Raw genomic sequence first — 14,789 nt, 5'->3', positions numbered from 1 at the left:
ATTTTAGCATAGTTTAGGAAAAATAGCGCATACTACCTTTAATTATTTGGAAAAGGGTGGCTACTATGCTTGAAAGATTAAAAATTATCTTATCACCATCAGAAGATCTAATTCAAAAAGAGCTAACGCATCCGATGAGTAAACAAACGATTGAACTTGCTTTCTACTTGCCATTGGTTGATGAAGCAAAGGTTCATAAATTTGTTACCGTTCCTTTTTCCAAAAACGAATATCCCATTTCAAGCTTGTTTCAATCTAATTCTAACTTTTATGTCGTTTCAGACCCCGCTAGCTGGGTAGATCTAATATTACGTGGCCAAGCATTAATAGAGCATCAAAACGTTATCTATGCATTCGATGCGATGCATTATAAATATAACGACGCACCTGTAACACAAGTTGAAAGTACCATCCGAGGTCCACAACATTCCATCAGTGAAGATCCGACAATTGCACTCAATCTAATTCGCAATGCATATATGTCTCCTGAACTTACCATTGATCAAACACAAGTAGGTACAATTTCGCAGACTAGTCTTTATATTTTGTATGACCAAAGAAAAGCCAATCTAGATACATTGAAACTTGTTATAAATAAGATTGATGCAATTCATTTGGATTTGATTAATTCAACAGGAGAGCTCGAGCGATTACTTTCTAGCAAAAAATATCAATTATTCCCTACTTTACTTATGACTGAACGCGTCGATCGTATTTCGAGAGCTTTGTCACTTGGGAAAATTGTGCTTGTCCTTAAAGGTTCTCAATACGCGCTTATTCTACCTGTTACCTTCTTTGATTTTATCCATGCTGTCGAGGATCACTATGAATCATTCTGGATGACTAGACTCCTTATTGTGGTACGGTATATCGCACTGTTCATAACCGTGTCTTTGCCGGGGCTATATATTGCGGTCTTATCCTATAATCCTGAAATTTTCCGACTCCAGCTCGCCTTCTCTCTAGTCGCGAGTCGATCTGTTGTTCCCTATCCATCGTTCATTGAAGTATTCATCATGCTCGTTATGATTGAGATGCTACTCGAATCAAGTATTCGTATTCCGAGATTTATCGGGCCAGCATCCACAACCGTTGGTGGTCTAATTCTTGGCAGTGCCATTCAACAAGCAGGATTAGTTAGTAGTGTAATGATCATTGTGACTTCACTTATGGCCATTAGTAATTTTGTGCTTCCTGTCTATTCGATGACATTGGCAGTACGATTTTTGAAGTACCCGATTATCATTATTGCCATTTTCTTCGGCTTATCTGGCGTATGCGTCGGGTTATACTTCTATATCGTGTATTTGTGTAATATGAGAAGTTTTGGTGAGTATTATTTCAGAATCCGTGGTAAATTCACTCCGCAAGAAGGAGATATTGGACAGGCAGGTGCAAGATGAATCGTTACTTCTTCTACAACTACTTTATTGTTTGCTTTACCAATATGATGTTACTCATCCCCTACTTTCTGACATCTGAGCGATACGGTGGTGCAGTTATGTCGATTGCTCTTAGTCCGATTTTCGGATATATATTTCTATATATGTTTACTTCAAGTTTATCCAAATTTCCGGGTAAAGGATTACCAGAAATATTTAGCCTGTTCTACCCGAAATGGATAGTAAGCATGGTAATGGTCTATAAAGCTGTACTTATTGGTATAGCTGGTGCATTAGTTATTTCTACCTATGCAGTGATCATTACTAGCTTTTTGAACCCTAATGCTAATCAGTATATGATGCTTATGTTACTGTTATTAATTTGTGCTTATGCGGCGACTCGTTCAACGGTCAGTATTGCTTTCATCTTAGAAATATCATTGCTTCTGAGCCTTCCTGTTATCGCTTTCGTTATGTATAAAACAATCAAAAATCCATTGATGAATTGGGATGCTGTACATGTAATTGCTAATCATATTAATCACATGCCAACCCTACTCTCATTTGCTTGTGCCAGTTTTGTATTTACAGGCTATTTGAATATGGGACTTTTCAACCGAATTTTACCACCAAATTTCAAATTCAAATACATATGGTTATATCCAATAATTGCTTTTATCGTATTAATAATTACATTCTTTGTACCCATTGGGATACATGGAACTGAAACGGTAGCTCAATATATTTTTCTATGGAGTGCAACTGCTGATTCCACTCGTATGATGTATGGCTTTATTGAGCGAATGTTATTTGTTTTCCTTATCGTGCTCATCAACCTTTCATTAACGTTTACAATGGTTGGATGGCATATGGTTATTGAATATATTAGAACAATCTTTCCGAAAAATGTCGTTAATCCTGATGAGAAGAGACCACCTCTTCGAAGCTATATTATAGCGGGTTGCATTATTATGATAACGTTTGTCACAATGTTAACGGTTACTGACGACGTAATGTTAAAATTCTCAGCTTATTTTCTAATATTCAGGCTGTTCTCCGAAACGATAACAACGACATGGATCTTTATTTTAAGTAGAAAAAAGGTGAGAAAGTATGAGAAAAAAGCTACTTCTTAGTACTATTTTTCTAAATATTATTTTTATTTTACTACTCAGTGGATGTGGATTCAAAGATATTGATAAACGCTACTTTGTTGTTGGTACAGGTATTGACTATTCCGGTGATGATGAGAAGCCATTTCGAATAACGATTAAATTAGCTGTCCCCTCAGTCAGCATAGATCCTGGTAATTCAAAAACTCAAATCGAAGCGATAAACAGTGCAACTATTGCTGAAGGTGTGCGCATGCTGAAAGCACAAGTAGATAAGGAGATCGACTTCGGCCATTGCAATGTATTTTTGATCGGCGAAGAATTGGCTAATCGTAATATTCAAGATATTGTGTATTGGATGTCAAGAAGAAGAGATATTCAAAACATTGCAGCACTTGGTGTTGGGACGCCTAGCGCTGAAGAAGTCATTTCCAAACAACCAACCGTTGAACGCTTCCCAGGTAATTCTTTGAATCTATTTTTCAGTAATGATGCCACTGAATCATCATTCACGTATGTAGAGCTTTTGACCGATCTTTTCCGAAGAGTTAATGAGAAAGGTCTTGACCCTATACTTCCTATGGTTGAAATTCAGAACGATACCACCTATGTTGTAAATCGTGTTGCCTTACTAAACAAAGAAAAAATTACCCTAATTCTAAACCCTGAAGAAACACAACTATTTAATCAAATATCAGGGCATCTAGCAATTACAAATGTATACGGCTCATTTCCAAATCCACCTTATGTCGTAGCAATAAGTAGTATCAAAACTAAATATTCAATTCCTAATGAGGAACAACCCACCGTTAATATGAACATTAAGCAAGCAGTTACTTTTGAAGAAGAACCTGTTAATGAAACATCTGAAGACCAACATAAAGTGCTTATCGACTTGCAAAATGCATATTCTGAAAAAACTCAGCAGTTACTTGTGAAAATTCAAGAGGCAGGTGTAGACCCATTGGGTTTTGGTTTAAGATACAGAGCTGAATACGATCTCGCCGATTTTGATGAGAATTGGCCAGACATTTATAAAAGTATGAAATTCAAAGTTAATACGAAAATGATAACTCGAGGATCGGGGTTATTACGTTAACAGCCACCACAAAAAAGCATGATCGACTTATCTATCAATAAGTCGATCATGCTTTTCTAATTGTGCTATTGTTGGCGCACCAATGCCAAACATTGCTACCTTTAATTCATACTCAATCTTCTCCATCTGTTGCAGCAATGATAACTCTTTGGGACTCATAAATTGCTGTATTGATAATGACTCATCGTCAATGGATTGTACTGCATGTTGAAGCAAGGACCGTCCAAAACCTGCTACATGTGCACCTAAACCGATTGCCTTGGCAGCATCAACTCCAGTATGTAAGCCACCACTCCCGATGATAAGGCATTCACTTACTTCCGCTGATACTTCTCTAATACTGTCTGCCGTACTTAAGCCCCAGTCGGCAAAGCTACTTGCCGCGGCATATTGGATTTTCGATGATGTGCGATATCGCTCAACTTGACTCCATGATGTACCACCCGCTCCAGCTACATCAATAAATTGTATACCAATATTTCTCAGTGCTCTAGCTGTTTCTCCGTCTATTCCCCAGCCCACTTCTTTCACACCAATTGGAATGTCCGTTTGCTTAATTAATGTCTCCAACTTACGTAAGAGATCAGAGAAATTCGTATCACCTTCAGGCTGAAATACTTCTTGCATACTATTCATATGAAAAACTAACGCATCTGCTTCAGCAAGTTTTACAAGTCGTAGACACTGATCATTTGTAACTCCATAATTCAATTGAACTAAACCAACATTCGCAATAATTGGAATCGTCGGTGCAAATCTTCGCATTTGAAAGCTATAAGCAAGCTCCTCATTCTCAATCGCCGCACGCATCGATCCTAATGCAAGTGACCAACCTCGCTCTTGTGCAGCGAGTGCTAACTGTTGATTAATTCGAGAGGCAAGTTCAGTTCCGCCTGTCATCGAACTTATTAATAACGGAGTTGAGACTTTTTTGTTGAATATCATTGTAGATAGATCAATGTCTTGAAAATCTATATTAGGAAGCGGATTATGCTTGAATCTCCATCGCTCCAGTCCAGTACTAATTCCATCTGCTTTTACATCTTCTTGTAGACAGATTGATATATGCTCGTCTTTTCTCTTTGATGTCTTAGTATGTTCATTCCCCATGGGATTTCGCCTCCTTTAAAGTTATCTGTACCGCTTGTTATTTGCTTCGTAACTATCAGCTACAAGCTACACTATACTATATATGAAACGACTATAGATTGAAAGTCACAGCCTCCCACTATTATCAATGGTTATACTTATGTACCAATTGCTCAAGATGTAGCTGAGCATGTGATCTATGCTAATAAAGGATTAGAGTGGACTAAGGTAGCACTTAATGCTGGCGCAGATCTCCAATTAGCACTTTCATATACAGTTATTCGAGAATCAAAAGAAGTAGTTGCCTATATTCTAGACAACAAACTTGTATATCCTCTAAATTCAGGTCAATTCTATGGAGTCTACACATATTTTGGTCTTTCTCTTCCCGCAACAACGATAACACATACTATATACAAAACAGATGTAAATAGTAAACTTTATAAATATGTGCAGACGGGCTCAGCTGAAATCGCAGCGATGCTCTACAATTATGGATTCAGACCCATTTCATACGATTTATTAAGGCCTATCATAAGTTATCCCGATGCTAATATAGCACACCTTGATATGCTACTTGGTTACGGTGCAGATCCTAATGGTATTACGACTGAATCTGTCTTCATTTCAGATGAGTATCAATTATTCATTTTTATGCTATATCACAGCCACCTGATCCTTCGTCAAAAATTCCAGTTATTCAAACTGCATTTCGTGTTCTAGCTTGGAATATAGACTATTACAATATCGATAAATTTGATCTACTTGTTATGAAATACGGAGCAAGTCTTTCTCCATTAAAGGTGAGCCAACTTGACCGTTTAATAGAAGTTATTCGATCTAGCGATCATACTTTATTGCTCGAAAAAATCGATAAAGAACGTGCTAGTCGCGGCTAAATGTACAAGTCAAACAGGAATAATTCCAATATATGGAATTATTCCTGTTTGTATTAATGCACCATTCTATGATGAATTACTATCCAATACTAATAATTTTTATCTTTCTATCCATTCCTGTGCAGAAAGACGGCGCTCTACATCTTTCCAAGTCGGAAGTGCTTCCCAATCTCCATGGGTTTGAACAACAATTGACCCAGTGACACTTGCAATACGAACCGCTTCTAATGGGGAAAGACCTTTAGCTATACCAGCCAAGAAACCTGCGCAGAATGCGTCTCCTGCTCCTACGGTATCAACAACCTGCTCAGCAGGATAGAATGGCACATGAACTTCCTGCCCATTCTCATAAATAACATTGCTATCACCTTTACCTTTTACGATACTGACAGCATTCAAATCATGTAGTTTCTTATCAATCACAGCAGCATCAGCTGTGTTATATAGTAGCTTCAACTCATCCCAACCAGGCAAGAAATAATCTGCTTGCTCTGCTAAAGGTAGAATGATTTCTCTTGCTTCTTCAATAGTCCACAGTTTCAATCGTAAATTTGGATCAAAACTTACTTTCACTCCTGCTTGTTTTGCTATTTCTACAGCACGGAATATCGTTTGCTTACAACTCTGGCTAAGTGCAGGTGTAATACCTGTAATGTGGAGAATTTGAGCACTACCAATATACTCTTCGTCCAGATCATCAACAGTTATTATGCTTGCAGCCGAGTGCTTACGGAAGTAATGAACTGCTACTTTACCACATACTAATTCACGAAGCATCATACCCGTTGATGCTTGATCAGTGTAAGTTACACGGGATACGTCGACACCTTCACCTCGAATTGTTTTCACAATACGCGCTGCAAAAGGGTCTTCACCCAGCTTACTAAACCAACCTACATCTACACCTAATCTAGCTAGTCCAATTGCAACATTACTTTCAGCACCACCGAAGCCTTGCTGTAACTTCTCGGCTCTTTCAATTGAATGATTCTGGTCTGGCATGAATAATGCCATCGTCTCTCCAAATGTAATGATCTGCGGTTTACGTCCAATCATAATCGTTGCCTCCGAATCTAATCGTTGCGTATAGTATTTTTGGGATCACTTTGCAGTGATCATATAATAATAGTGTATCAAAATGACCGACGCTTTCATATCCCTATATTTCCATATTGCTATTGTAAACTACGTTTCGTTAGAGCAACTTGGATCTGGAAATAACTAATATGATCAGGTAGCGCTTCCTTAATGTTTCTCAGTAAACTTGCATCTACTTCAGGAAGAACTGCCATAATTAAAGATTCATCTTCTGCTGAAAGCAATGTTTCCCACTCCAATGGATTCCCTTCCTCAGCAGCACGTAATATATGCTTCTCAACCGTCTGCTGAGAGAGCTGACGATCACTAGCAATTTGTTCAATTGAGCTACCAGCCACATAATTCTCATAACTAATAAGATGACTAGACTCCGTTAAAGATGGACGGGCTGCTCGTTGATGCTGCAAAGCAAGCTCAGCAAGGTCAAGCTCCTCAACTACTTCTGAATCTTCCTTAGCATACTCCGCCATTACAGCCTCACCATATTTCGCCGCTTTTGCTTGTCCAATACCTTTTACTTCTAATAATTGATCAAAATTCGTTGGTTGTGCTTCTGCAATAAGACGAAGTGTTGCATCAGAGAAAATCATAAACGGTGGAATATTCTCAGTTGTTGCTTGCACTTTACGCCAAGCCTTAAGCTTCTCAAAGATAGGTGAGGCATCTTGAGAAGAGTTCGTAAGTAATTGCTTCACTTTACCTCTACGACGCTGCCATACCTCTTCTGAACCATTAAGAACGGGCAATGCTCTTTCCGTTACATTAACAACTGGATACTGTCCGTCACTAAGTACAAGATATTGCTCAGCAACTAACCAGTTCAACCAATCCGCAATATCCTTCTCTGAATATTGTCGCATTAGCCCATACGTAGATAATTGATCTAGCCTTGAAGCAAGTAGTCGTTTATCTTGCGACCCTTTTAGTACTTTCGCAGCCATCGTTACACCAAAACGGCCCTTCATTCGTCCAACACATGACAATGCCATTCTAGCATCTAATGAACGATCAATTTTCTCACTCGTATCTAGACAACTACTACATTTACCGCATGGAGTAACTGATCTTTCACCGAAATAGTCAACAATATATTGTTGTAAACATTGATCGGTACGACAGTAGTTCATAATCGTATGAAGTTTGGCAGCTTGTACAGCTTTTCTTGATTCATCGCCCATACCTTGTTCAATTAAGAAACGTTGAATATGAAGATCACTAGCTTCAAAAAGTAAGATGCACTCACTTTCTTCTCCATCACGTCCAGCTCTTCCAGCCTCTTGATAATAGGATTCTACATCGCCGGGCATCTGCCAATGAAGCACATATCGAACATTTGGCTTATCTATTCCCATCCCAAATGCGTTCGTAGCCACGATAATTTTACTATCATCAAAACGGTATTTCTCCTGTGCTTGCATTCGAGCTTGGTCAGATAAGCCTCCATGATACAATTCAGCACTAAAACCTGTCTCAATGAGACGATCATGGACAGCCTCAGCTTCTTTACGTGTCGCCGTATAGACAATTCCTGATTGCTGTTCTCGCTCTTTCAGAAATTCACTCAAAAAACTATATTTATTCACGCCTGTAACGACAGATAATGATAGATTGGGTCTAGCAAATCCTGTAACGTACTGTGCAGGATTTTGCAGGGCTAACATATGAACGATATCTTCCGCAACTTCAGTTGTCGCCGTTGCCGTAAATCCAGCTACAATAGGTCGATCTTTCATACTCGAAATCGCTAACGCTAGCTGACGATAACTGGGCCTGAAATCATGTCCCCATTGGGAGACACAGTGAGCTTCATCGATAGCAATTAAAGGAATTGTAAGATGTTCTGTTAACTGTTGAAACATTGGAGCATCAAAGCGCTCTGGCGCAATATATAATAACTGATATTCTCCGTCAAATGCGTTACGCAATGTGTTCCGATATTGCTCAGCACTTAATGAACTATTCAAATATGCGGCTGGTACACCTAGTCGTTTCAGCGCATCTACTTGGTCTTTCATTAATGATATTAAAGGGGAAATAACAAGCGTTGTCCCTGGTAATATCATCGCAGGGATTTGATAACAAATCGATTTACCTCCACCTGTAGGAAGGATAGCTAATGTATCTTGTCCATTCAATATGCTATTTAAAATATCTTCTTGTCCAGGTCGAAATTCATCATAACCATATACTTTTTTAAGCATAGCTTGAGCTTGCTTCATTAATAGTTCACCTCTAATTAAATACTATTTATCTATAGTAACATAACAAAAGGTCCTGCCGATGTAGAAATGATAGAGATTCTTTCTCTATGTTTTCTATACCATCGATAGGACCTTATTTAAGGCAGAGACTAGATACCTAGACCTGCTTTAACAACTTCAATAACACTCGTTACAGAACTTGCAGATTTATCAAGTGCAACTTGTTCTTCCTCAGTAAGATCAAGCTCAATAATTCGCTCAATTCCGTCGCCTCCAAGAACTGCTGGAACTCCGATAAATAAGTTATTATATCCATATTCGCCTTCAAGGTAAGCAATAACAGGGATGATTCGTTTCTTATCTTTCAGTATAGCTTCCGTCATTTGAACGATTGAAGCTGCTGGTGCATAGTACGCACTACCGTTACCAAGAAGGTTAACGATCTCGCCACCACCAACACGGGCACGTTGAACGATTGCTTCGATACGGTCTGCAGGGATCAATTTCTCAATGGGAATGCCTGCGACGTTGGAATAACGAACTAGCGGTACCATATCATCACCATGACCACCAAGCACGAATCCACGAACATCTTCTACAGAAACGTTAAGTTCCTGTGCGATAAATGTGCAATAACGAGCGGTATCAAGAACACCAGATTGACCGATTACACGGTTTTTAGAGAATCCAAGTGTTTGATAAGCTGTATATGTCATTGCATCAACTGGGTTACTTAAAATTATTACGTAAGCATTCGGGCTTGTCACTTTAATGTGCTCACATACAGACTTCACAATACCTGCATTAGTGTTCACTAGATCATCGCGACTCATCCCAGGCTTACGAGCAATACCAGCAGTAATAATAACGATATCAGAATCTTTCGTATCGTCATAGTTAGAAGTACCGATAATATTAGCATCAACACCCATAACAGGAGTCGCTTCAAGCATATCTAGCGCTTTACCTTTAGTCGGATTTTCAAGAGGCGCAATATCAACTAATACTACATCACCAAGCTCTTTTTGAGCAATCATTAATGCTGTCGTTGCCCCTGTAAAACCAGCACCAACAATCGAGATTTTTTTACGTGTAATTGCCATATTATTAAACCTCCTAAAATTTTCCATATTTTTCTTGATAGACTACTATGTAATTGAAAAATGTCACCGTAAGCATTTGCTTAATTTTTCATATGTAAAGATTTATGTAAACAAAGAGAGCCAACAGGGCTCTCTTTGTTTGAATTCTATTCAAGCAATATATTATAAGTTGTTGATGATTTGGTTAGCGAATTCAGAACATTTAACTTCTGTAGCGCCTTCCATTAGACGTGCGAAGTCATAAGTTACTGTTTTATTGTTAATTGCTGTTTCCATACCTTTGTAGATAAGGTCAGCAGCTTCTTGCCAGCCTAGGTGCTCAAGAAGCATTACGCCAGAAAGAATAACAGATCCTGGGTTAACTACGTCTTTGTCAGCATATTTCGGAGCAGTACCATGAGTTGCTTCGAAAATCGCATGACCTGTCAAGTAGTTAATGTTCGCTCCTGGAGCGATACCAATACCACCAACTTGTGCAGCAAGTGCATCGGATAAGTAGTCACCATTCAAGTTAAGTGTTGCAATAACATCAAAGTCAGTTGGACGAGTTAGAACTTGTTGAAGCGCAATATCAGCAATTGCATCTTTAACAATAATTTTGCCAGCTGCTTCAGCTGCTGCTTGAGCCGCGTTAGCTGCATCTACGCCTTCAGCTGCTTTAATGCGATCATATTGATCCCAAGTGAAAGTTTGCTCTGCAAATTCTTGTTCAGCCACTTCGTAGCCCCAGTTTTTGAAAGCACCCTCAGTGAATTTCATGATGTTACCTTTGTGAACTAGTGTTACTGATTTACGGTCATGTTTGATTGCATATTCAATCGCAGCACGTACAAGACGTTTTGAACCTTCAGATGAAACTGGTTTAATACCAATACCAGAAGTTTCAGGGAAACGAATATTTTTAACATTCATTTCATTTTGAAGAAATTCGATTACTTTTTTAACTGCATCTGAACCTTCTTGATACTCGATTCCTGCATAGATATCTTCTGTATTTTCACGGAAGATAACCATGTCTACTAGTTCAGGACGTTTAACTGGTGAAGGAACACCGTCGAAATAACGAACAGGACGGATACAAGTATATAGGTCAAGTTCTTGACGAAGTGCAACGTTCAATGAACGAATACCACCACCGATTGGAGTAGTAAGAGGACCTTTAATTGCTACGATATATTCACGAATTGCAGAAAGAGTATCAGCAGGCAACCATTCGCCGTAACCATTGAATGCTTTTTCACCAGCAAAAACTTCATACCAAGCGATTTTTTTGTCGCCGTTATAAGCTTTTTCAACAGCTGCATCAAGAACACGTTTAGATGCTGCCCAAATGTCACGACCCGTTCCGTCACCTTCGATGAATGGAATAATTGGTTGGTTTGGAACTTGAAGTGTACCGTTCTCGATAGTAATTTTCTCGCCTTCAGTAGGCATTGCGAATTGTTCAAATAATGACATGTAATAAAATCCTCCTTAAAATTGGTTAAATATTTAGTATTGTTAGAGCGTGTTCAAAAAATAAATTTTGAACTACCATAAAATAAAAATTCAAAACATTTGCTTGTCAGCGCACAGACGATGCCATGATGCTGGGGATGTGAAGCGCACAGCGTACGTTATTGGTTACAATGTTTCTGCAAGAAACATTCAACGGAAGCCTAGACTTACGACCGATGAATGGCATCTTCACCGCCGAATATGCCCCGTTAGCAGAGTCATCGTGATTACAAGAGAATGTTTGAATTACATCTACTTTTTATCTTTCATCGATACCAACATATGTTGCACCTACAGGTCCAACATATTCAGCACGAGGACGAATTAAACGATTATTCTCGTATTGTTCAAGAATATGAGCACTCCAACCAGAAACACGGCTAATTGCAAATATTGGCGTGAACAAATCGCGAGGAATTTGTAATGCAGTATAAACAGAAGCAGAATAGAAGTCTACATTCGGTTTTAAGCCTTTTTGACCTGTAACAAGATCTTCGATTTGTACTGACATTTCATAAAGTTCCATATTACCCGTAAGCTTACCAAGTTCAAGAGACATTTTTTGTAAGTGCTTTGCACGAGGATCACCATTTTTATATACACGATGACCAAAGCCCATAATTTTCACTTTATTTGCTAATGCCTTTTCAATATAAGCATTCACATTTTCTTTGGAACCGATTTCCTCTAGCATAACCATTACAGCCTCATTTGCACCACCATGAAGTGGCCCTTTCAAAGCTCCAATAGCAGAAGTAACACCAGAATATATATCAGATAGAGTCGCAACAGTTACACGTGCAGCAAAGGTAGAAGCATTCAATTCATGATCAGCATGAAGGACTAGCGCTTGGTCTAGTGCTTTCACGGCAACATCAGCAGGCTCTTCACCAGTTAACATATACAAGAAATTGTGTGCGATAGAAACACCTTGCTTAGGAGCAATTGGTTCTTTTCCTTCACGAATACGAGCAAAAGCCGCTACAATTGTAGGTAGCTGTGCTTGTAATTTAATCGCTTTCAGTATATTCGCTGATTGTGACATTTCATTACTTGACGTATCATAAAGCGCAAGACTTGAAACTGCTGTACGAAGTGCTGCCATTGAATTGGTATCTTTAGGATATAACTTAATTCCTTCAATGACTTCCGATGGAATAACTGCATACGTATCAAGATTTTGTTGCAAATCTGCAAGTTCTGCACGATTTGGTAATTTACCATACCATAGTAAATATGCAACTTCTTCAAATGATGCATGCTCAGCGAGATCATCGATATTAATTCCACGGTATGTCAAAATTCCATCAATAATAGAACTGATGGATGATTGTGCTGCTACAATACCTTCAAGACCTTTTGTTGCTGTCATCGTTCCCTCTCCTTTATTATTGAATGAATGAGTACTTGAAAATCGGACTAACCTTTACCACTAATTTCAATGATATAGGATTTTGTCAAAAAAGTGAACAATAACAAGGATAAAAATGCTTTATCGCAGTCATTGATATATTGAATCAGTATGTATTTACATAACTTGTACATTATATCACATTTCGAATTAATTCCTAAAGAATTGTGAATATTTATACAGTAGATAATGATAAGCCTCTCCATATTATGATAAAATAATGTACGAGTATTAATGATTGTCACGCAGGAGGATAATAATGACGAAACGTTATGGCATTATTGACATCGGGTCGAATTCCATTCGACTTGTAATATACGAAAAAACTGAAAATGGTGCTCATCGCGTCGTTGATGGTAATAAGCGTTCCGCAAGGCTAAGCGGTAAAGTGAATGAACAAGGTGAACTTAATGATAATGGCATCAATGATCTCATTGAAACATTACAAATTTTCACTTTATTTGCCTCACAACATAAACTCGTAACACTAGTTCCAATTGCAACTGCAGCTATTCGTAATGCTACAAATCAACAGACAATCATAGAGCGTGTATATGAAGCAACTGGACTAATGATCAGAGTTCTTACAGGTGCAGAAGAAGCAGAATTCGGTTTCTTAGGAATGGTCAATTCTCTATCCATACAAAATGGCTTTTTACTTGATATTGGAGGCGGTTCATCTGAACTCACATTGTTTCTTAATCGAAAAATCGTTCACTCGTTCTCCTTTTCATTCGGTTGCGTAAGCTTCAATAAAAAATATGATAGTCATCAAGGTTTGACTGATCAACAACTGCAATCGTTGCAACATGATGTTATTACAGAATTGAATAAGCACGAATGGATTACAAAATATATGCATCTACCACTTATTGCAGTTGGCGGAACAGCACGTTCATTAGGCAAGATTCATCAAGCAGCAATTCAGTATCCGTTCTCTCAGACACATAATTATCCAATTCAATCGGAACAAGTGCTGACTCTATTTCAACATTTACGTCAACTTCCGCAAGACAAACGTAAGAAAGAAGCTGGATTGAGTAAGGATCGAGTCGATGTAATTGTCCCTGGAATTGCTGTTATGTCTACGATCTTTCAATATATACAAGGTACACATTACATTATTTGCGGTGCTGGTTTGAGAGATGGTCTATTTCACAAACTATTTTTCCCTGAACAACCACTATTACAGCATCCTCTACAATATAGTGTACAAAACTTGCTTGCCTTACACACAGCTGTCCCTCGTGCGCATGTAGAACATGTGAGTACTGTAGCAGTTCAGTTATTGCAGCAATTGCACAGTGATAGCGAGTACCTAGCTCAACTGTCATTGTATCTCAAAACTGCTGCAAATCTATATCGCATCGGTGCTACAATCGACTACTATGATTATAGTAAGCATACCTTCTATCTTATCATCCATTCCCATTTAAACGGGTTGTCTCATAAAGAGATATTACTAGTTGCGGCGATCGCGTCATACCGAAGCAAAAACAAAACACGTAATGAGCTGAAGGATTATAACGAGCTAATAAGCGCGGAGGATATCGAATTAATTTGTAAATTAGGCATGATCCTTCAACTTGCTGCTGCACTAGACCATAGCGAAACCCAGAGCATTAATCAATTAGATCTAACAATAGCGGATGAAAAGATGATTATTCAAGCGCATGCTGATAAATCAGAGTTATCGATCGAACAACTTAAAATTAAAGAGCTAGCCAATGATTTCAAAAAACAATGGAACGTGAAGCCTGTTTTGAAGGTTTCGTCTATCTATTAACATTTGAAGTTTTCAACCATAACAAAAGCTGTACAAGTTCACAACTTACACTCAGTGAACTTGTACAGCTTTTTCGCTTCACATTTGATTTCGATTATACTACTTTAGCATA

11 protein-coding genes are annotated in these 14,789 nt (G+C 38.4%); 5 read left to right on the top strand and 6 right to left on the bottom strand.

All coding sequences use genetic code 11. The features are described 5' to 3' along the window. The first annotated feature begins 65 nt into the window (after positions 1 to 65). The 3 genes from NV377_RS11635 to NV377_RS11625 are packed head-to-tail and all read left to right on the top strand — an operon-like array spanning position 66 to position 3,593. Positions 66 to 1,403, top strand: a complete 1,338-nt coding sequence (locus NV377_RS11635) for a spore germination protein (protein ID WP_258201381.1) — start codon at positions 66 to 68, stop codon at positions 1,401 to 1,403. Then, positions 1,400 to 2,518 carry a GerAB/ArcD/ProY family transporter gene (locus NV377_RS11630; protein WP_258201380.1) on the top strand — a complete coding sequence of 373 codons (1,119 nt, stop codon included), beginning with the start codon at positions 1,400 to 1,402 and terminating at the stop codon, positions 2,516 to 2,518. The genes NV377_RS11635 and NV377_RS11630 overlap by 4 nt, the downstream gene beginning before the upstream one ends. Continuing rightward, positions 2,496 to 3,593, top strand: a complete 1,098-nt coding sequence (locus tag NV377_RS11625) for a Ger(x)C family spore germination protein (protein WP_258201379.1) — start codon at positions 2,496 to 2,498, stop codon at positions 3,591 to 3,593. The genes NV377_RS11630 and NV377_RS11625 overlap by 23 nt, the downstream gene beginning before the upstream one ends. Positions 3,594 to 3,620: 27 nt before the next feature. On the opposite strand, the gene fni is transcribed toward NV377_RS11625, so the two are convergent. Further along, positions 3,621 to 4,703 (bottom strand): type 2 isopentenyl-diphosphate Delta-isomerase, encoded by a 1,083-nt coding sequence (gene fni / locus NV377_RS11620; protein WP_258201378.1) that lies wholly within the window; start codon positions 4,701 to 4,703, stop codon positions 3,621 to 3,623. Positions 4,704 to 4,874: 171 nt separating this feature from the next. Between fni and NV377_RS11615 the strand changes: the two genes are divergently transcribed. Further along, on the top strand, positions 4,875 to 5,405 hold the full coding sequence (locus NV377_RS11615) for a hypothetical protein (protein WP_258201377.1): 531 nt from the start codon (positions 4,875 to 4,877) through the stop codon (positions 5,403 to 5,405). A 275-nt stretch (positions 5,406 to 5,680) separates the two neighbouring features. Here the strand turns inward: NV377_RS11615 and NV377_RS11610 are convergent, their stop codons facing one another. The 5 genes from NV377_RS11610 to citZ all read right to left on the bottom strand — a co-directional run bounded on the left by NV377_RS11610 (position 5,681) and on the right by citZ (position 12,852). Next, on the bottom strand, positions 5,681 to 6,637 hold the full coding sequence (locus tag NV377_RS11610; protein ID WP_258201376.1) for a sugar kinase: 957 nt from the start codon (positions 6,635 to 6,637) through the stop codon (positions 5,681 to 5,683). A 119-nt stretch (positions 6,638 to 6,756) separates the two neighbouring features. After that, on the bottom strand, positions 6,757 to 8,898 hold the full coding sequence (gene recQ, locus NV377_RS11605; RefSeq protein WP_258201375.1) for a DNA helicase RecQ: 2,142 nt from the start codon (positions 8,896 to 8,898) through the stop codon (positions 6,757 to 6,759). Positions 8,899 to 9,029: 131 nt separating this feature from the next. Further along, positions 9,030 to 9,983 (bottom strand): malate dehydrogenase, encoded by a 954-nt coding sequence (gene mdh, locus NV377_RS11600; protein WP_258201374.1) that lies wholly within the window; start codon positions 9,981 to 9,983, stop codon positions 9,030 to 9,032. A gap of 162 nt (positions 9,984 to 10,145) precedes the next feature. After that, entirely contained in the window at positions 10,146 to 11,441 is a 1,296-nt protein-coding gene (gene icd, locus NV377_RS11595) for an NADP-dependent isocitrate dehydrogenase (RefSeq protein WP_258201373.1), read from the bottom strand. Positions 11,442 to 11,739: 298 nt separating this feature from the next. Further along, positions 11,740 to 12,852 (bottom strand): citrate synthase, encoded by a 1,113-nt coding sequence (gene citZ, locus NV377_RS11590; RefSeq protein ID WP_258201372.1) that lies wholly within the window; start codon positions 12,850 to 12,852, stop codon positions 11,740 to 11,742. Positions 12,853 to 13,150: 298 nt separating this feature from the next. On the opposite strand from citZ, the gene NV377_RS11585 reads away from it, so the two are divergent. Beyond that, a complete protein-coding gene (locus NV377_RS11585) occupies positions 13,151 to 14,677 on the top strand; it encodes a Ppx/GppA phosphatase family protein (protein ID WP_258201371.1) in 1,527 nt (508 codons plus the stop codon). Positions 14,678 to 14,789 lie beyond the last annotated feature (112 nt).

The sequence above is a fragment of the Paenibacillus endoradicis genome (assembly GCF_024721975.1).
Note: the sequence above shows the minus strand (reverse complement) of the source record. Positions and strands in the feature narration are given on the sequence as shown.

Excerpts from the sequence above, each read along its gene's own strand:
- mdh (WP_258201374.1), bottom strand. The coding sequence starts at position 9,983 with ATGGCAATTACACGTAAAAAAATCTCGATTGTTGGTGCTGGTTTTACA.
- fni (WP_258201378.1), bottom strand. The coding sequence starts at position 4,703 with ATGGGGAATGAACATACTAAGACATCAAAGAGAAAAGACGAGCATATA.
- NV377_RS11630 (WP_258201380.1), top strand. The coding sequence starts at position 1,400 with ATGAATCGTTACTTCTTCTACAACTACTTTATTGTTTGCTTTACCAAT.
- NV377_RS11625 (WP_258201379.1), top strand. The coding sequence starts at position 2,496 with ATGAGAAAAAAGCTACTTCTTAGTACTATTTTTCTAAATATTATTTTT.
- icd (WP_258201373.1), bottom strand. The coding sequence starts at position 11,441 with ATGTCATTATTTGAACAATTCGCAATGCCTACTGAAGGCGAGAAAATT.
- NV377_RS11585 (WP_258201371.1), top strand. The coding sequence starts at position 13,151 with ATGACGAAACGTTATGGCATTATTGACATCGGGTCGAATTCCATTCGA.
- citZ (WP_258201372.1), bottom strand. The coding sequence starts at position 12,852 with ATGACAGCAACAAAAGGTCTTGAAGGTATTGTAGCAGCACAATCATCC.
- NV377_RS11610 (WP_258201376.1), bottom strand. The coding sequence starts at position 6,637 with ATGATTGGACGTAAACCGCAGATCATTACATTTGGAGAGACGATGGCA.
- recQ (WP_258201375.1), bottom strand. The coding sequence starts at position 8,898 with ATGAAGCAAGCTCAAGCTATGCTTAAAAAAGTATATGGTTATGATGAA.
- NV377_RS11635 (WP_258201381.1), top strand. The coding sequence starts at position 66 with ATGCTTGAAAGATTAAAAATTATCTTATCACCATCAGAAGATCTAATT.